The organism is Amycolatopsis pittospori, assembly GCF_013870525.1.
Taxonomy (GTDB): domain Bacteria; phylum Actinomycetota; class Actinomycetes; order Mycobacteriales; family Pseudonocardiaceae; genus Amycolatopsis; species Amycolatopsis pittospori.
The window spans coordinates 1-18,616 of record NZ_JACBXD010000084.1; the positions used below are offsets into that span (position 1 = coordinate 1).

General features: G+C 69.7%; 15 protein-coding genes. 4 read left to right on the top strand and 11 right to left on the bottom strand.

Going from position 1 to position 18,616, the window contains the following annotated elements; genetic code table 11:
* The first annotated feature begins 108 nt into the window (after window positions 1-108).
* The gene (locus tag H5J31_RS32335) at window positions 109-918 is read left to right on the top strand and encodes an aldo/keto reductase (protein ID WP_181776466.1); all 810 of its coding nucleotides are present in this window, start codon (window positions 109-111) and stop codon (window positions 916-918) included.
* A 68-nt stretch (window positions 919-986) separates the two neighbouring features.
* Here H5J31_RS32335 and H5J31_RS32340 read toward each other — a convergent pair whose 3' ends face one another.
* The 5 genes from H5J31_RS32340 to H5J31_RS32360 form a co-directional block, all read right to left on the bottom strand.
* Window positions 987-2,063: an alpha/beta hydrolase gene (locus H5J31_RS32340; protein ID WP_181776467.1), complete on the bottom strand. Its 1,077-nt coding sequence runs from the start codon at window positions 2,061-2,063 to the stop codon at window positions 987-989.
* Window positions 2,064-2,072: 9 nt separating this feature from the next.
* Window positions 2,073-3,686, bottom strand: coding sequence for a CehA/McbA family metallohydrolase domain-containing protein (locus tag H5J31_RS32345; protein ID WP_181776468.1), 1,614 nt, complete (start codon window positions 3,684-3,686; stop codon window positions 2,073-2,075).
* A gap of 130 nt (window positions 3,687-3,816) precedes the next feature.
* Window positions 3,817-4,002, bottom strand: coding sequence for a hypothetical protein (locus H5J31_RS32350; RefSeq protein WP_181776469.1), 186 nt, complete (start codon window positions 4,000-4,002; stop codon window positions 3,817-3,819).
* Window positions 4,003-4,160: 158 nt separating this feature from the next.
* Window positions 4,161-6,272, bottom strand: a complete 2,112-nt coding sequence (locus tag H5J31_RS32355; protein ID WP_181776470.1) for a 3-hydroxyacyl-CoA dehydrogenase NAD-binding domain-containing protein — start codon at window positions 6,270-6,272, stop codon at window positions 4,161-4,163.
* A gap of 1 nt (window position 6,273) precedes the next feature.
* Window positions 6,274-7,506: a thiolase family protein gene (locus tag H5J31_RS32360; protein ID WP_181776471.1), complete on the bottom strand. Its 1,233-nt coding sequence runs from the start codon at window positions 7,504-7,506 to the stop codon at window positions 6,274-6,276.
* Between the two features lie 194 nt (window positions 7,507-7,700).
* Between H5J31_RS32360 and bla the strand changes: the two genes are divergently transcribed.
* Window positions 7,701-8,630, top strand: a complete 930-nt coding sequence (gene bla / locus H5J31_RS32365; RefSeq protein WP_181776472.1) for a class A beta-lactamase — start codon at window positions 7,701-7,703, stop codon at window positions 8,628-8,630.
* Here the strand turns inward: bla and H5J31_RS32370 are convergent.
* Window positions 8,627-9,220: a D-alanyl-D-alanine carboxypeptidase family protein gene (locus H5J31_RS32370; protein WP_328701674.1), complete on the bottom strand. Its 594-nt coding sequence runs from the start codon at window positions 9,218-9,220 to the stop codon at window positions 8,627-8,629. The genes bla and H5J31_RS32370 overlap by 4 nt on opposite strands.
* 232 nt (window positions 9,221-9,452) lie before the next feature.
* Here H5J31_RS32370 and H5J31_RS32375 point away from each other — a divergent pair, with 232 nt between their 5' ends.
* Window positions 9,453-9,608 (top strand): ribbon-helix-helix domain-containing protein, encoded by a 156-nt coding sequence (locus H5J31_RS32375; protein WP_181776474.1) that lies wholly within the window; start codon window positions 9,453-9,455, stop codon window positions 9,606-9,608.
* A 46-nt stretch (window positions 9,609-9,654) separates the two neighbouring features.
* Here H5J31_RS32375 and atzF read toward each other — a convergent pair whose 3' ends face one another.
* The 5 genes from atzF to H5J31_RS32400 are packed head-to-tail and all read right to left on the bottom strand — an operon-like array spanning window position 9,655 to window position 17,759.
* Window positions 9,655-11,274, bottom strand: a complete 1,620-nt coding sequence (gene atzF / locus H5J31_RS32380) for an allophanate hydrolase (RefSeq protein WP_181776475.1) — start codon at window positions 11,272-11,274, stop codon at window positions 9,655-9,657.
* Window positions 11,271-14,837: an urea carboxylase gene (uca, locus tag H5J31_RS32385; RefSeq protein WP_181776476.1), complete on the bottom strand. Its 3,567-nt coding sequence runs from the start codon at window positions 14,835-14,837 to the stop codon at window positions 11,271-11,273. The genes atzF and uca overlap by 4 nt, the downstream gene beginning before the upstream one ends.
* Entirely contained in the window at window positions 14,834-15,451 is a 618-nt protein-coding gene (locus H5J31_RS32390; protein WP_181776477.1) for an urea amidolyase associated protein UAAP2, read from the bottom strand. The genes uca and H5J31_RS32390 overlap by 4 nt, the downstream gene beginning before the upstream one ends.
* Window positions 15,448-16,281: an urea amidolyase associated protein UAAP1 gene (locus tag H5J31_RS32395; RefSeq protein WP_181776478.1), complete on the bottom strand. Its 834-nt coding sequence runs from the start codon at window positions 16,279-16,281 to the stop codon at window positions 15,448-15,450. The genes H5J31_RS32390 and H5J31_RS32395 overlap by 4 nt, the downstream gene beginning before the upstream one ends.
* 11 nt (window positions 16,282-16,292) lie before the next feature.
* On the bottom strand, window positions 16,293-17,759 hold the full coding sequence (locus H5J31_RS32400) for an amino acid permease (RefSeq protein WP_181776479.1): 1,467 nt from the start codon (window positions 17,757-17,759) through the stop codon (window positions 16,293-16,295).
* 178 nt (window positions 17,760-17,937) lie between these two features.
* Here H5J31_RS32400 and H5J31_RS32405 point away from each other — a divergent pair, with 178 nt between their 5' ends.
* On the top strand, window positions 17,938-18,594 hold the full coding sequence (locus H5J31_RS32405) for a TetR/AcrR family transcriptional regulator (protein WP_181776480.1): 657 nt from the start codon (window positions 17,938-17,940) through the stop codon (window positions 18,592-18,594).
* Window positions 18,595-18,616 lie beyond the last annotated feature (22 nt).

The window sequence follows — 18,616 nt, forward strand, 5'->3', positions numbered from 1 at the left end:
GCGCACGGCGGCACGGTGTCCGCGGAACCCGTTGTGGGCGGCGGTCTTTCCGTGACGGTGCACCTGCCCGCTGTGCCCTGACCCCTCGGCGGGGTTACCGTTCAGGGTATGCGGCTGAACAACGGAACGTCCCTGCCCCAGCTCGGTTTCGGGGTGTACAAGATCGGCGACGACGAGGTCGTCCGCGCGGTCCACACCGCCCTCGAGGCCGGCTACCGCGCCATCGACACGGCGACGTTGTACGCCAACGAACGCGGTGTCGGGGAGGCCGTCCGCACCAGTGGACTCCCCCGTGAGGAGCTGTTCGTCACCACGAAACTGTGGAACACCGAGCACGGCTACGACTCGGCGTTGCGTGCCTTCGACACCAGCATGGGCGAACTCGGGCTGGACTACGTCGACCTGTACCTGATCCACTGGCCGCTGCCTTCGCAGGATAAGTACGTGGAAACGTGGCGAGCGCTGGAAAAGATCGCCTCCGATGGCCGGGCGAAGGCGATCGGCGTGTCGAACTTCCAGATCCCGCATCTGGAGCGGCTGATCGAGGAGACCGACGTCGTCCCGGCGGTGAACCAGATCGAATGCCACCCGTGGCTGCAGCAGCCCTTGCTGCGGGAGTTCCACGAGAAGCACGAGATCATCACCGAGGCATGGAGCCCGCTCGCGCGCGGCGGCGAACTGCTTGCCGACGAGAAGATCACCACCATCGCCCGGAAACACGGCAAGACGCCGGCGCAGATCGTGTTGCGGTGGCATGTCGAGATGGACCACATGGTGATCCCGAAATCCGTCACGGCCGAGCGGATCGCGGAGAACATCGACGTCTTCGACTTCGCGCTCGACGCGCACGACGTCGCCGCGATCGCGACGCTGGAGCAGGGGAAGCGGCTGGGACCGGACCCGGACACCCTCTCGTGAGTTCCCCACCCCGCGCATTTAGTCCTCTAGTTGCGGTATTTGCGCGTGCATGTACCGCAACTAGTCCTCTACTTGCGGTGGTCTGCCAGCGCTAGGCCCGCCCGCAGGACACCCGCGGCGTGCAGAAGTGCTTGCCGCGCCGAGGGGTCGACGCCCACCCGGCTCGCGAAGCCGTGCAGCTGCCCGGGGTGCCGCCGATGGATCACCGGGACACCGGCGTCGGCCAGTTTCCGGGCGTAGGCCTCACCTTCGTCGCGGAGCGGGTCGAAGCCCGACGTCGCGATGTAGGTGGCTGGCAGGCCCGCGACGTGTTCGTCGTACAGCACGGAAGCGCGCGGGTCGCGATAGAGCGTTTCGTCCGAGAGGTACCGGTCGCGGTACCAAGCACGTTCTTCGGTGTCGAGCCGGAAACCGAGGCCGAACAGCTCGTGGGACGGATGCGTGCCGAACGCGTCGGTCGCCGGGTTCAGCAGGAGGCTGAACGCGGGCCGCGCGACCTCGCCGCGGGCGCCCGCGTGCGCGACGACGGCGGCGAGGTTGCCGCCGGAACTGTCCCCGCCGACCGCGATCCGTGCCGGGTCGAGGCCATAGCTGTCGGCGTTCGCGTGTACGTGGGCGAAGGCGGCGATGCCGTCCTCGACGGCGGCGGGGAACGGGTGCTCCGGGGCCAGCCGGTAGTCGACCGAGACCACCCGCAGCCCGGCCTCTTCGGCGAGGTAGCGGCACGCTCCCTCATGCGTTTCGATCCCGCCGAGCACGTAGCCGCCGCCGTGGAAGAACAACAGCGCCGGACCCGGCGAAGCCGCCCCGGCCGGTTCGTAGAGGCGAATCCGCATCGGCCCGGCGGGGCCGGTGAAGACGTGATCCGACTGGCGGATGTCCCCGCCGATACCCGCCCCGGCCAGTTCCCCGGCCTGGTTCAGCTCGGCGCGAGCCCGTTCGACGCTCCCGTTGCGGTGCGGATAGTCGAACGGCGCCAGTTTGGACATCTTGATGAGCACCTGCGAACTGGTCGCCAGCCGCTGCCCGTCCAGGCGGACGGGGCGGCCGGCGACCAGGCGCAGCAGGGGTTCCGGAAGACCGAGCAGGAACCGGAGGGCGGCCATGAGTGAACGCACGAGCAGTCGCCTGCTCAGTGAAAGCATGGGCGAACCCTACGCCTGACGGACGTCCACGAAGATCGGATTGCCGTAGAACCACAGGTCCTCGAACGGGTTGGCTTGCCCGATGACGTCCGCGCTCGGCTCGATACCGCCGGGCACGTGCTTCTTGCCGTCCGTGCCTCGGGGCCGTACGAAGAACGGCTCACGCACGTTGCGGAAGGTGTGCCGGAAGGCCACCGTCCGCCCGGGCGCCCACCGCGGCTCGAAGGAGCGCACCACCCGGGTGCCCGGAGCCGTCTGGGTGTCACGGTCGGCCGCGGGGCCGGTGACCGGTCCCGAGACGAGGTCGAGCCGCGCTAGCCGGGGGATCGCGCCGCCGCCGTTCGGCCGGGCCGCGAGCTTCGCCGAGACGACGACCGTGACGTCGTCCCCGCGCCGGACGCGGAGCCTGCCGCCCATGGTCGCCGAGTTCCAGCCGCTGTACGCGCCGAATTCCAGTTCCTGCGCGAGCCCGCCGTGGACCACCCAGACGCGTCCCGCGCGCAGCCCCTCCAGCACGCCTTCGTGACTCTTGCGGGTCACGCCGACGACTGTCCGGCTGAACTCGGCCGGAGCGAAGTCCGCGTACGGAGGCAGAGTCTGTGGGACGCCGGTGTCGATCGGATCCGGGTAGGCGCCGTGCTCGTCGTAGTAGCCGTCAGGGACGCCCGGCCGGACGAGGGTGTCGCCGCGGTTGTAATGCGAGTCGGAGTTGCTGGTGATCCACCACGGCTTTCCCTCGGCCAGCAGCGAATCCCACAGCCCGCCGACGGTCGCGGTGCTCCAGTCGAAACCGCCGTAGGTGCGGTAGGCCGACTCCGGGAAGCCCGGCCACGAGTTCGAGCCGGGGGAGTTGCCGTACCCGCCGCGCGCGCCACCGCCGCTTCCGAGTGGTTTCGGGAAGCCGTCGGCCTGCGCTCCCGGCGCGCCTTCCATGCCGATGACGATGCCGGGCGAGGCGTCGCGCAGCGCGCGGATCTCGTGCGGGGCGACGCGGCCGTTGCGCAGCGGATGGTTGATCACGACGACCGGTGCGTGGATCCGCCGCGCCCGTTCTTCGGCGGCGAGCCAGCGGATCGCCGCGACGGCCAGCGCCTCGTTCGACGGCGTGCCGGATTCGGTACCGGTCAGCCGCCAGTCGAAGGCCCGCTCGAACTCGCGCAGTTTCGCCGCCTGGTCCGCGCCAGCCTGGAAGAACAGCGTCGCGTGTTCGGCGCCCGGCACGTTCCATTCCATGCCCTGCCACAGCAGGAGGTCGCGGTGTTCGCGCCGCGCCGCCCGGATCGCGGCGTTCGTCCGTTCCACCGACGACTTCTCGTGCGTGGCGTGGCCGTGGTCGGTGATCACCGCCCAGTCGGCGCCGTGCGCCCGCGCGTCACGGGCGATTCCGTCCACCGTGTACATCGCGTCATAGGAGTACTGGGTGTGGATGTGGTGATCGCCCACCAGCCATCGGTAGCGGTCCCGGCCGAAGAGCCGGCTGACATCGATGTCGAGATCGACGTCCAGATCGAGGGCTTCCGCCGGGGCCGTGGCGGCGAGTGGGACGCTCGCCGCCACCGCGGACACCAGACCCGCCCGCTTGAGGAATCCGCGGCGGTCGACGCCGGGTTTTTCGCTGTTCACCGGCGGCACGCTAAAGAGCTTCGCTGAACGGGCGGTGTCCGAGCGGCCAACGGACGGCGCCGCGTGACGAACGTCGCTGCGGAGGGAACCCGGCTCCCCCGAGGATGGCAGGGGAGCCGGGCCTTACCCGTTAGAAGTCCCGGTTGGCCGGGGTGACGCCGAAGTCGCGGTTGTCCACTCCGGTGATCCGGACGCTGCCGGTCTCGTCGCCGGTGATGCGGACGCTGTCGTCAGCGCTCGCCACACCCGCTCCGAGCATCAACCCCAGAACCGCCGCGCCGGCCCCCAGGCCCACGCGCACGACGATGTTCTTCATCGATATTCCTCCCAGTGTTGTTCTTCCCCAGTACCTGGACATCCAGGCTTAGCGCGAGTGTTCCGGAAATCGCAGTCAAGCGCTACAAAGTCCACGTAATACGCAAAAAGGCCACCGTCGGCGATCGAAAGCTCGCCGACGGTGGCCTTTTACCGGCGTCAGGAGAGCGGCACGCTCGCCACACCCGGAGCCAGGAACGGCTTGCCGTTGACCTTCTCGGACACCCCGGCCCGGTCCAGGTACGGCGTGATGCCGCCGAGCCAGAACGGCCAGCCGGCACCGAGGATCAGGCACAGATCGATGTCCTGCGCCTCGGCGACCACACCCTCGTCGAGCATGATGCGGATCTCCTCGGTGATCGCGGCCAGCGCGCGGTCACGCACCTGCTCCGACGTCGACGGCGAGTCACCGCGCTGCCAGAGTTCGTCCACCTCGGGGTCGACGGTCGCGTTGCCGTGAGCGTCCCACTGCCAGACACCCTTCTTGCCCGCCTTGACGAAGCGGTCGAGGTTCTCGCTGACGGTGAACCGGTCCGGGAACGCCTCGTGCAGGGTCTCCCCGACGTGCAGGGCGATCGCCGGGCCGACCAGCTGCATCAGCGTCAGCGGCGTCATCGGCAGGCCCAGAGGTTCGAGCGCCTTGTCCGCGACGTCGAACGGCGTACCCTCGTCGACGGTCACCAGGACCTCGCCGAGGAAGCGCAGCAGCAGCCGGTTGACCACGAACGCGGACGCGTCCTTGACCAGCACGCTCGACTTCTTGAGCTGCTTGCCGACGGAGAACGCGGTGGCCAGCGCGGCGTCGTCGGTCTTCTCCGCCCGGACGATCTCCAGCAGCGGCATGACCGCGACCGGGTTGAAGAAGTGGAACCCGACCACGCGTTCGGGGTGCTTCAGCTGCGACGCCATCGCGGTGATCGACAGCGACGAGGTGTTCGTCGCCAGGATCGCCTCGGGGGAGACGTACTGCTCCAGGTCGGCGAAGACCTTCTGCTTGACGCCCAGTTCCTCGAAGACGGCCTCGATGACGAAGTCCGCGTCGGCGAAGGCGGACTTGTCGAGCGAGCCGGTGACGAGCGCCTTCAGCCGGTTCGCGCCGTCCGGCGAAACCCGCTTCTTGGCCAGCAGCTTGTCGATCTCACCGTGCACATAGGACACACCCTTGTCGACCCGTTCCTGGTCGACGTCGGTGAGCACCACCGGCACCTTGAGACGGCGGACGAACAGCAGCGCCATCTGGCTGGCCATCAGGCCGGCGCCGACGATGCCGACCTTGTTCACCTTGCGCGCCAACGACTTGTCCGGCGCGCCCGCCGGGCGCTTGGCCCGCTTGTTGACCAGGTTGAACGAGTACAGCCCGGCGCGCAGCGTGTCATCCATGAGCAGCTCGGCGAGTCCGTCGGTCTCGGCCGCGTAGCCGCGGTCCAGATCGTTCTCGCGAGCCAGCTCCAACAGCTCGACGGCCTTGGTCGCGCCCGGGGACGCGCCCTTCGTTCGTCCGTCCACAATGGCCTTCGCGCGGCCGATCGCGGCGTCCCAGCCCGCTCCGCGGTCGATCTCGCGGCGGGCGGGGGTGATCTCGCCGTTGACGACCTTCGCCAGCCACAGCAGCGACTGCTCCAGGTAGTCGGCCGAACCGAAGACCTCGTCGACGATGCCGAGCTCCGCCGCCTGCGCGACCTTGAGCATCTTGTTCTGCGCCAAGGCGTTCTCGATGATCACGGTGACCGCGGCGTCCGGGCCGATGAGGTTCGGCAGCAGCTGCGTGCCGCCCCAGCCCGGGAACAGGCCGAGGAAGACCTCGGGGAACGCGATCGCGGCCGTGTTCTCGGAAAGCGTGCGGTAGTGGCAGGAGAGCGCGAGTTCGAGCCCGCCGCCCATCACCGCGCCGTTGATGAAACCGAAGGTCGGGATCTCGGTTTCGGTGAGACGGCGGAACACGTCGTGCCCGGTCTGCGCGATCTCCCGCGCCAGCGCCGGATCCGCGACCGCTTCGACACCGGAAAGATCGGCGCCGACGGCGAAGATGAACGGCTTGCCGGTGACCGCGATCGCGGCGGGCTCGGCCGCGAAGGCGGCGTCGATCGCGGCGTCGAGGCTCACCAGGCCCTGCGGGCCGAAGGTGTTCGGCCGGGTGTGGTCGTGGCCGTTGTCCAAGGTGATCAGCGCGACCGGCTTGTCGAGCCCGGGCACCTTCACCAGACGCGTGACGGCGTTGGTGACGACCTCGTCGGGGAAAGCGGCTTTCGCCTGCTCAGCAGTGAAAGTCATGTTACTTGGCCCCCTCGAACGCCGGGTTCTCCCAGATCACGGTGCCACCCATGCCGATGCCGATGCACATGGTGGTCAGGCCGTAGCGCACGTCGGGGCGCTCGGCGAACTGACGCGAAAGCTGCGTCATCAGCCGGACGCCGGAGGACGCGAGCGGATGCCCGCAGGCGATCGCGCCACCCCACTGGTTCACCCGCGGATCGTCGTCGGCGATACCGAAGTGGTCGAGGAAAGCCAGCACCTGAACGGCGAACGCCTCGTTGATCTCGAAGAGGCCGATGTCGTCGATCGACAGGCCGGTGCGCTTGAACAGCTTCTCGGTGGCGGGCACCGGGCCGATGCCCATGACCTCCGGCTCGACGCCGGCGAAGGAGTAGCCGACGAGCCGCATGCCGATCGGCAGGCCGAGTTCGCGGGCGGTGTCCTCGTCGGCGAGCAGGGCCGCAGTGGCGCCGTCGTTGAGACCGGCCGCGTTGCCCGCGGTGATCCGGCCGTGCGGGCGGAACGGCGTCTTCAGCCCGGCGAGCTGCTCGACCGTGGTGCCCGGGCGGGGCGGCTCGTCCTCGGTCGCGAGACCCCAGCCGAGTTCTTTGGACCGCGTGGCGACCGGGACCAGCTCGGGGCCGATCTTGCCGGTCTTCACGGCTTCGGCGTACTTCTCCTGGCTGCGCGCGGCGAAGGCGTCGGTGCGCTGCTTGGTGATCGCCGGGAACCGGTCGTGCAGGTTCTCCGCGGTCTGGCCCATCACGAGCGCGGTCGGGTCGACGAGCTTGTCGGCGATGATGCGCGGGTTCGGGTCGACACCCTCGCCCATCGGGTGGCGGCCCATGTGTTCGACGCCGCCGGCGATGGCGATGTCATAGGCGCCGAAACCGATGCCGCTCGCGGTGGTGGTGACCGCGGTCATCGCGCCCGCGCACATGCGGTCCAGCGCGAAACCGGGTACCGACTTCGGCAGGCCCGCCAGCAGCGCGGCGGTGCGGCCGATGGTCAGGCCCTGGTCGCCGATCTGGGTGGTGGCGGCGATCGCCACCTCGTCGACGCGCTCCGGCGGCAGTTCCGGATGCCGCCGCAGCAGTTCACGGATGGCGTTGACGACGAGGTCGTCGGCGCGGGTGCCGGCGTACATACCCTTTTCGCCTGCCTTGCCGAAGGGCGTTCGCACCCCTTCGACGAAGGCGACATTGCGTACCGTCCGCGCGTTCGGCGCGAGCGGTGTTGCTCCTTCGGCCACGAATACTCCTGAAGTAGAGGTAGTCCTGACCGCACCCTAGCCCTGGTTACCCGTCGGTAACCAGGATGGTGGCCCGGTCGAGTGGGGGAAGGCACACTCCCGGGTTCATCGGGGGTGCCGGGGTCGGCCGCTTGGCCGATCCGGAGATGGTCAGGAAGTTGCTATGTTCGAAGTGATCAGGGGGAGGGATCACGATGACATCGCCGGGGCCGGCCGTCACCCGTCGTGCGCTTCTGGGGATGGCGGTACTCGTGCCGCTGGCCGCGTGCACTCGCGGAACCCCGCCCGCGACTCCGTCCACTTCCACACCGCCGCCTCCGCCACCGCCTCCGTCGACGACCCGGCAGTTCCACGACCGTTTGCTGGAACTGGAGCGGAAGTACGACGCCCGACTCGGCGTGTACGCGCTCGACACCGGTGGCGGCGAAGTGGTCGAACACCGCGCGGATGAGCGGTTCGCGTTCTGTTCGACGTTCAAAGGAGTCGCCGCGGCCGCCGTCCTGCAACGGAATCCGTTGTCACACCTGGAAACCCGCGTCACGTATTCGCGGGGAGACCTGATGAAGCACGCACCGGTCACCGGGCAGCACGTGGCGACCGGGATGACGATCCGCCAGCTGTGCGACGCCGCCGTCCGGTTCAGCGACGGCACCGCGGGCAACCTGCTGCTGCGGGATCTCGGCGGGCCCGCGCAGCTCACGGCGTTCACCCGCAGCCTCGGCGACACCGTGACGCAGATGGACCGGATCGAACCGGCGATCACCGAAGCGACGCCTGGCGATCCGCGGGACACCACGACACCGCGGGCGTTCGGCGCCGACTATCAGAAGATCGTGCTGGGCGACGCGCTCCCGGAGGACAAGCGCGACTTCCTCCGGGATCTGTTGCGGCGCAACACCACCGGCGCCGAGCGGATCCGGGCCGGCCTGCCGCCCGGCTGGAGCGTCGCCGACAAGACCGGGACCGGCGACTACGGCACGATGAACGACATCGCCGTCGTCTGGCCGCCGGACCGGGCGCCGATCGTCGTGGCGATCATGTCCAGCAAAGCGGCGAAGGACGCGCCCTACGATCAGGCGCTGCTCGCGGAAGCGGCCGAGTACGTGGTCGAGAAGCTGGCTTAGGAACCGGTCGCGCTGGGAAGCAGTGCCGGGCAGCCGCCGGTCGCGTAGGCCGGGTCGTACTCGAAGTGCCACTTCTCGTTGTCGTACCGGCGGCACCAGCCGAGCGCGCCGCCGTTCTTCTCCACCCAGGCGGCCGAGGCCAGCGGCTGGATGTCGACGGCGATCCCCTTGACGTGCATGGACGTCTCCGGTGTCAGCACGTACCGCTTGGCCAGTTCCTCGGTGCCGAACCGCTTGACGGCACTGTCGAACTCACGCTGCTGCTGGGCCCGGCTGCGTTTGCTGTCGTTCACGCACAACTGGACGTTCTGCTGCTTCGCCTTGGCGCTCAAGGTGTTCCAGGCTTCGAGGACGTCCGGACGCAGGCCGACGGGTTTCTCGTCGACGTAACGCTGATCGAGGGGACACTTCGGACCGGTCTCGGGACCGGGGACCTCCTCGAGGATCGCGAGCGCCTGCCCGTTCACGGGTTTGAAGGTGAACGGCAGACCGCCGGTGGCACCCAGTGACACCATCGCGATCCCGACGAGCCCCAGCGCCACGAGCACGCTGATTGCCGTCCGACGGCTGCTCGCGACTGTGGTGGGCACCACTCCGAAGTTACCTTGCGCCGGGCGGGCCGCCAGGGTTTGTGACGTTGTTCCCAGAATGCCGGGTTCGGCCAACCAAACCGGAAAGCCGCTGGTGGGGAGCCGGACAGGATGGGGCGGTGACGAAGGCTGGGTCGCGGGGCCCGCCCCTTGGTCTGGCGCCGGCCTTCGGTCGTGACAGGGATCGTCGTGCAGGGCTGAGCCACCTCGGCTAGCTTGCTAGCATCGGCGCATGGGTGACGAGGACGTCAAGCAGTTCAATGTGTACCTGCCGGTGGGGCTGATCAAGCAGGTCAAGTACCGCGCCATCGATTCGGGCTCGTCCCTTTCGGCGCTCGTCGCAGACGCCCTCCGCGCTTACCTTGCCGAAGAGGGCAAAGACTCGTGAGTGGCGATTCGGGTTCTAACCCGAATCGCCACTCACGACCAGGGCGCTACCGCGACGCCAGATACCCGAGCCACCCACCGAATCGCGTGATGTCCTCGGCTCCTTCGACGGCGCCCGGTTCGCAGACGAACCCGGACACCTCACTCCCGTCGGCGAGCCGTACCTTCCCGATCGCCAGCGGTGCGGGGACGCCCGCCACGAACTCGCCGAAGCCGGCGAGGGGCAGGTCCCAGACCTCGGCCTCGATCGGTTCGCCGCCCGAGGCGACCCGGACGAGGCCGGGTTTGGGCGGCACGGTGTCCAGCGCGAACAACCGGTACTCCGCCGCCGTCGGTCCCGCCGAGACGAACCGGCCTCCGCGCGAGGTCAGTTCGTGGTTCAGCGGCTGTCCGCGCAGATGTGCGCCGACGACGGCGATCAGCGTCCGGTGCGGCACCAGGCGGGCGACGTCGGCGAGGATCCGGTCGGCGTACGCGGGCCCGACCAGCATCACGCCGAACGGCAGTCCGCCGACGGTTCCGGCCGGGACGGCCAAAGACGACAGGCCCAGCAGGTTCGTCGAGTTCGTGAACCGGCCCAGCCGGGCGTTCACGCCCAGCGGGTCGGCCTCGACCTCGGCGATCGTCGGGTGCTCGGTCGTCGTGGGCAGCAGGATGCAGTCCACAGTGGATAGAACGGCCGACGCTTCCCGCTCCAAGTCGCCGAGGGTCGCGAGGTCGGTGAACAGCCGGTGCGCCGGGATGTCCTTGGCCGCCTCGATGATCTGCCGGACGGCCGGATCGACAGCGTCCGGATGAGCGTCGAGGAACTCGCCGACCGCCGAATACCGTTCGGCCACGAACGCGCCCTCGTACAGGAGCCGCGCCGCCGCCAGGAAGGCCGATATGTCGACAGGGACCAATTCGGCACCCGCCTCGCGGAACGACTCGGCCGCGGCGGCGAACGCTTCGGCCCAGCCATCCTGCAAAGGACCACCCAGCCCCGCCGGGACGCCGATCCGAAAAGGACGGTGGACGACAGGAAGGTCCCGCGCTTCGCTCAGGCACGCGAAGGCCGTCGAAGCCTCGTCGACCGTCCGCGCGAACACCGTCACGCAGTCGATGCTCGCGCAAGCGGGGACGACGCCGGCCGTCGGCAGCAATCCCCGCGTCGGCTTCAGCCCGACGATCCCGTTGTACGCCGCCGGAACCCGGCCCGAACCGGCGGTGTCGGTGCCCAGCGCGAGATCCACGATCCCGAGCGCCACCGCGACGGCCGAACCCGAACTCGACCCGCCCGAAACGTACGCCGGGTCGATCGCGTTGCGGACAGCGCCGTGCGGACTGCGTGTGCCGACCAGTCCGGTCGCGAACTGGTCCAGGTTGGTCGTGCCCAGGATCAGCGCCCCGGCCTCGCGCAGCCGCGCCACCACCGGCGCGTCCTCGTCCGGCAGGTAGGCGTATTCGGGACACGCCGCCGTCGTCGGGAGGCCGGCGACGTCGATGTTCCCCTTGACCGCGGCGAGTTTCCCGTACAGCGGCAAGGATTCCCCGGCCGCGCGACGGGCTTCCAGCTTCTCCGCGTCCGCGTGCACGTCGGCCTCAGGGCGCAGGTCGATCCAGATCTCGGGCCGGTCGACCCGGGCGATCCGGTGGTACGCGGCACGAACCCGCTCCAGCACGCTCATCCCGCACTCCTTCCCAGAACCACCAGCGGCGTGCCGGGGGCGACCTGATCGCCGGGGGAGACGAGCACCTCGACGACCTCCCCGGCGGCGGGCGCGGGGATCCGCGCCTCGGTCTTCATCGCTTCGAGGATCACGAGCGTCTCCGCCGCGTCGACCTTCTTGCCGGGCTCGACGTCCACCCGCCATACGGTCGCGGCGAACGGCGCTTCGACGACGTGCCCGCCGGGCGGGGCTTCGACCTTCGTGGTCGGGACCTTCGCCCCGGCCGGTTCCGGTCGCGGATCGAACTCGCCCGCGGCCGCCCACGCCTGCCGCTCCGCCTCGAAGGCCGTGCTCTGCTTCGTCCTGAACTCGGCGATGTCGGCGGCGTTGTCGGCCAGGAACCGCTCGTGGTCCGCGAGCGCGAATTCGCCGTCACGGATGTCGAGTTCCAGCTCGCCCGCGGAGCTTTGCGCCCGCAGGTCCAGCAGTTCCTCGGCGGACACCGGGTACCAGGAGATCCGGTCGAAGAACCGCAGCAGCCACGGGGAACCCGGTTCGAACGAGCCACGCTGCCGCCAGCCGCTCCACACCTGCACGGTCCGCCCGACGAACTGGTACCCGCCGGGGCCTTCCATCCCGTAGATGCAGAGATACGAGCCGCCGATGCCGACGGAGTTCTCCGCCGTCCAGGTGCGCGCGGGGTTGTACTTCGTGGTGACCAGCCGGTGTCTCGGGTCCAGCGGCGTGGCCACCGGCGCGCCGAGGTAGACGTCGCCGAGTCCCAGCACGAGGTACTCCGCGTCGAACACCGTCCGGTAGACGTCGTCCACACTGGACAGACCGTTGACCCGCCGGATGAACTCGATGTTCCACGGGCACCACGGCGCGTCGTCGCGCACACCGGCCATGTACCGCTCGATCGCCTCACGCGTCGCCGGGTCGTCCCAGGACAACGGCAGCCGGACGGTCCGGCTCGGCACCACCAGGTCGCCGGTGCGCGGCAGGTCGTGCTCCACCTCCTGGACGAGGCCGAGCAGGTTCTTCACCGGCAGCACGTCCGGATCGACGTGGACCTGCAGCGAGCGGATGCCCGGCGTCAGGTCGACGACGCCGCCGAGTCCTTCCGCGGCCAGCCTGTCGGCCAGGGCGTGGACCCGCATCCGCAGGGCCAGGTCGAGTTTCATCGGCCCGTACTCGATGAGCAGGTTGTCGTCCCCGCTGCGCCGGTAGGTGACCTCCGGGTTCTCCTCCGATGTGGACAGACGGCCGAGGATGCCGCCATCGTCGATCGGCTTCCGGCTCGCCTTGACCGCGGTACCGGGTGCCGTCCGCAGCGTGACCGCGTGTTCGGCGGTGATCGGCACGAACCGCACGGTGTCGCCCGGCCGCAACTGGCCGAGTTTCCAGCGCTGCCCGGTCACCACGGTGGCCGGGCAGACGAAGCCGCCGAGGCTCGGCCCGTCCGGGCCCAGCAGGATCGGCAGGTCGCCGGTGTAGTCGACGGCACCGATCGCGTACGGCGTGTCGTGGATGTTCGACGGGTGCAGACCCGCCTCGCCGCCGTCCTCCCGTGCCCAGCGCGGCCGTGGCCCCACGAGCCGGACGCCGGTGCGCGCGGAGTTGAAGTGCACTTCCCAGTCGGTGGCGTAGAACGTCTCCACGTCGTCCGGGGTGAAGAACTCCGGCGCCGCGTGCGGCCCTTCGGACGCGCCGATCTCCCAGTGCGTCGCGAAAACCGGCCGTTCGGCCTCGGGAACCGGGCCGGTGGAGCCCTTCTCCGGCAGCGGCCCGGGGGAGAGGACGTCACCGGTCGCGAGCGCCCGCCCGCCGTGCCCGCCGAAACCGCCCAGGGTGAAGGTCGCCGCGCTGCCCAGGAACGCCGGCACGTCGATCCCGCCGCGGACGAGGACGTACGCGCGCAACCCGGCCGAACCGGTGCCGACGTCGAGCACGCCGCCGGCGGGCACCTCGACCGGTGTCCACTGGGGAACGGTTTCGCCATCGACGGTCACCGGCGACGGAGATCCCGTGACGCAAACGATTGCGGCGTCGGTGAACCGCAGCGAGACACCGTCCACAGTGCACTCAAGCCCGGGCGCGCCTTCGGGATTGCCCAGCGCACGGTTGCCCAGGCGCAGTGAGAGGTCGTCCATCGGCCCGCTCGGCGGGACGCCCACGTGCCAGAACCCCAGCCGCCCCGGCCATTCCTGGACGGTGGTCATCGTGCCGCCTCGCAGGACCTCGATCCGCGGTTCGGGGTCGGTGATCGTGTCGAGCGTGGCGGTGTCGTGTGCGACGTCGTGCAGCCGAGGATCCGCGACGACCGCGCGCAGCTGCCCGAGATTCGTGCGGACGCCGTCCACCCGGCTCCCCGCGAGCGCGGTGTCCAGCGCGGCCAGCGCCTCGGCCCGGCCCGCGCCGACGGTGATCACCTTGGCCAGCAAGGGGTCGTAATGCGTGGTCACCTTGGTGCCCGCCTCGACCCAGGTGTCGACGCGGACGTCGGCGGGGAAGTCGGCGCGGGTCAGGAGTCCGGCGCTCGGCCGGTGCCCGGCGGCCGGGTCTTCGGCGTAGACACGGGCTTCGATCGCGTGTCCGCGCGGCTGCAGGGTGTCGGCGAACATCCCGGTGTCCCCGTCGGCCAGCCGGAGCATCCACGCGACCAGGTCGATCCCGTAGACCGCCTCGGTGACCGGATGCTCGACCTGCAGCCGCGTGTTCACTTCGAGGAACGCGGCCTCCTCGCGGACCGGGTCGTAGATGAACTCGACCGTGCCCGCGGACCGGTAGCGCACCGACGCACAGAGGCCGACGGCCGCGGAGACCAGTTTCTCGCGCACCGCTTCGGACAGACCCGGCGCGGGGCACTCTTCGAGCACCTTCTGGTTGCGCCGCTGCAGTGTGCAGTCCCGGGTGCCCAGCGCCAGCACCTCACCCGCGCCGTCGCCGAACACCTGGACCTCGACGTGCCGCGCGCTGGTCACCAGACGTTCCAGGAACACGCCCGACGTCGAGAAACTCTTCGCCGCGATGCTCTGGACCGCGTCCCAGGCGTCCCTCAGCTCCTCGGCCGAAGCGCAGGCCCGCATGCCGATCCCGCCGCCACCGCCGGTGGCCTTGAGCATCACCGGGTAGCCGATCTCGGCGGCCGCCGCTTCGGCGTCGGCGAGGGTGTCCAGCAGTCCGGTACCCGGCAGCAGCGGAACCCCGGCCTCGACGGCCTTGTCGCGCGCGGTGTGCTTGCTGCCGAACACCTCCAGGTGCTCGGCGGCCGGACCGGCGAACCGGATTCCGGCTGCCTCCGCCGCCCTGGCGAAAGCCGCGTCTTCGGACAGGAACCCGTAGCCGGGATGAATCGTGTCCGCGCCGGTCTTCAGCGCGGCTTCGATGATCGCGTCGCCGAGGAGATAGCTCTCCCTGGCGGGCGCGGGGCCGAGCCGGACGGCTTCGTCGGCAAGCCGTACGTGTGCGGCCGTGCGGTCGGCGTCCGAATACACGGCGACCGTCGGGATGCCCATCTCCTTGGCGGTCCGCAGGATCCGGACCGCGATCTCCCCCCGGTTGGCGACGAGCAGTTTCACACGTCACCGCCGGTGACGATCATTCTGACCGGGGTCGGGTCGAAACCGTTGCAGGGATTGTTGATCTGCGGACAGTTCGACACCAGGACCAGGACGTCGGTCTCGGCGCGCAGTTTGACTTCGAGCCCAGGCGCGGAAATGCCGTCGACGATGCCGAGCGTGCCGTCCTGTTCGACCGGCACGTTCATGTACCAGTTGACGTTGCTGACCAGATCCCGTTTCGACAGGCCCCATTTCGCGCCCTCGGTCAGGAAGTTCTCGACGCAGGCGTGCTGATACCTCGTGTGCTGGCCGTAACGGAGGCTGTTCGACTCCTTGCTGCAGGCGCCGCCGATGGTGTCGTGCCGTCCGCAGGTGTCCTCGACGACGGTGAGCAGCGGCGAGCCCTCGCCGGTGCGCAGCACGCTGCCGGTGGTGAGGAAGATGTTGCGCTGCGCGGCGATGGTGGTGGCCGCGCTGTATCTCTTGGACGTGTCGGCCGCTTCGTAGCAGAGGAAGTCGACGGCCTGGTTGCCGCCGAGGTCGATGATGGACAGCGTTTCGCCCTCGCGGAGCACGGTCGAGTACGGCGCCCGCGCGGCGACCTCGGTGTCGGAGACGATCGTCGTGGTCATGCGATTCCCCTGGCGGTGAGGTAGTCGGCGGTGTTCTCGAAGGCCCGCTGCGCTTCGGGTGAGGCGGTCCATTCAGGACTGTCCGGAGTGGACGGGTCACCGCGCTGCGCGAGGACCCGCAACGGGGTGACCGTGTAGTCCGGGCGCGGATCGAGCGGATGTGCCACGTTGGCGATCAGGACGACGACCGGGAGTTCGGTGCGCAGGACCACGGATTTGCCGGCCCCGGCGGAGCCGGTGAAGGTCAGCGCGCCGTCGGTCTCCACATGGACGCCCTGGAAGAAGGACAGGCTCGGCGGAAGGTCGCGTGGGGTGAGACCGTGTTTGGCGGCGGCCAGCGTGAACAGCGCGTTCCCGGACGGCGAACCGCCCTGCGGGCTGCCGTCGCCGTAGCGCTCGGCGTTACCCTCCACAGTGGACGTACCGCACAGGGCGTCGTGCTCGCCGCTTTCGTCGGTGACGACGGTCGCGAGGACCCGCGCCTGATCGGACAGCAGTGCGATCGACTCGCCGAGGTAGGCGTTCCACTGGACCTTCACCGTGTCCGCGACGTTCAGCCGTTCCCACGGCTGGTCGGCGTTGAACAGCAGCAGATGCGCGCAGGCGTCGCCGTCGACGTCGGTCAGCCGCAGTTCCGTGCCGCGGGCGAGCACCTTGTGCGTGTAGCCGCCGCCGGCGACCGTCTCGGCCCAGACCAGTTTCGCCGGGTCGACCTCCGGCGGGGGATCCGGCCAGGTGGACGCCGGGATGGCGGGCATCGCCTCGGCCACCGTGCCGGCTTGGGCGCGCGCGTGGTCTCGGGCGCCGTACGTGGTCGATGTCGTGCTCATGGAACCTTCCTTCAGGTCGCGGGGACGGGAACCGTGGTGAGCGCGGAGCGGCGGCGCCAGCAGAGATAGCCGGTGAGCAGCGCGGCGCCGACGAACTCGATCGGGAACAACAGGGCCCAGGCGGAGCCGGTGCCCGCCAGGTCGTAGATCTCGGCTCGTGGCCAAGCGATGTTGACGATCATCATCGCGCCGTACCCTACTGCCGCGACGTTGACCGGAATAGCCCATCGCCCCAGGGAGAAATGGCCGGGTTCGGCGGTGAAACGGCCTTGACGGCGGCGCCGCAGAAGCGGTCCGGTCACCAGGAGGTAGGCGAGATAGACCACGACCACCGACGTGCCGGTGATGGTGCTGAAGATGGTCGGGTTGCCGAGGTTCAGCAGCAGGAGCCCGATGGCGAGCACGCCGGACAGGACGGCGGGCGCGATCGGCGTCCCGGTGCGGGCGTTGACCGCGGAAAGCCGTTTGGCGGCTGGAAGCGCGCCGTCGCGGGCCATCGCGTAGATCAGCCGGACGGTGCCGGTCTGGATGGTCAGGGTGCAGACGACGACGGCGATCGCGACGTCGGCGAGGAAGACGCGGCCGAGGGTGTCGCCGAAGACGGCCGTGATCACGTACGGCAGGCCTTTCCCGGCCAGTTGCCCGTCGGTCAGGCTCGGCGCGGCCATCAGCGCGGTGATGACGACGGCGAGCCCGCCGACCCCGGAGATCAGGAGCGCGCGGAGCACGGCGCGCGGGGCGGTGCGGCGGGCGTCCTTGGTCTCCTCGGCGACCGAGGCGGCGGTGTCGAATCCGTAGAGGACGTAGGCGGCCATGAGCGCGGAGGCGAGCACGCCACCTGCTCCCGGGCTTTCGCCCGCCGGCGCGAGCACGACCTGCGGGCCGCGGACGGCGAACAGCGCGAGCCCGATGATCAGGACGAGGACGCCGACGAGTTCGGCCGCGACCCCGACGTCGTTGATCCGTGCCATGAGCCGCACCCCGCCCGCGTTGACCGCCGTGGTGAAGACGATCAGCAGGGCACCGAGGAGGACGGCGTTGGTGGCGCCGGTCGGGGACGTGATCGCCGGATCCCCGCCGACGAGCTGGAAGCCGCTCCAGACCGAGGGGAGGACGACCTGAAGCGCGATGGCGGCGCCGGCGAGCGCGACGACGCAGCCCACCAGCATCATCCAGCCCGCGAGCCAGCCCGCGAATCCGGGAGAGAGGTGTTTCGCCCACTGGTAAACGGATCCGGCCAGCGGGAATCGGGCCGCGAGTTCGGCGAAGTTCAGTGCGACGAGCAATTGGCCGATGATCACCAGTGGCCAGGTCCAGAAGAACAGCGTGTCACCGAGGGAATAGCCGAAGGCGAACAGCTGGAACACCGTGGTCAGGATGGAAACGAAGGAGAAACCGGCGGCGAAGGCGGAGAAACCGCCCAGCGTCCGGCGGAGTTCTTGGCGGTAACCGAAGGCGGAGAGGTCTTCGGAGGGCATTTGCGGGGACTCCCGTCGTGAAGGCCGGATTTCGATCGGCTGACCGAAATTAAGCGCGTGCGGGGTCCTTCCCATCTCCGCCGGGTAAGCGCGGTGTTAACAGATACCGGATTCGGTAACCTGAGCCGACCGCCGGACGTAACAAAGATCGCCGCGAAGAAATGGCAGGATCGGATAGATGACCAAAACAACCGGGGTCGGCAGACCCAGGGCCAGCGGAGCGGCGGCGAGCAAGCGCGAGGCGCGGCTCGCGGTCTTGGACGCGGCGGGGGAGCTGTTCACCGGCGCCGGGTACGCGGCGACGACCACCCGGGCCATCGCCGAACGCGCCGGGTTGCGCCAGGCGTCGCTCTACTACCACTTTCCGTCCAAAGAGGACATTCTCGCGGCGCTGCTGGAGGACACCGTCCGGCCGTCGCTGGAGGTGGCGGGCGGTCTTTCGGTCGTGCACGCGCCGGTCGGGACGCGGCTGTGGGCGCTGGCCTACGCGGACATCCATCTGCTCGGCAGCGCGCGGCACAACCTCGGCGCCCTGTACCTGCTGCCGGAGATCTCCTCACCGAGGCTGGGCCGCTTCCGGGCCGAACGCGCGGAGCTCAAACAGGTCTACGGCGCCCTCGTCGCGGCGGCCGGCGTGCCCGGCGATCTCCTGGGCATCCGGACCGACCTCGTCTTCGGGCTCGTCGAGAGCATCGCGATCGTCCGGCGCGACCGGCCGGAGCTGGACGTCGAGGCGCACGCCGTCGAAGGTGCCGACAGTGTGCTGAGGCTCGCCGGGCTCGGGGAACCGGACGCCGAATTGCGCACGTCCGCGCGGGGGTTGCTGGAGGAGTGAGGGAGTAGCCGCCCTCCCGCTG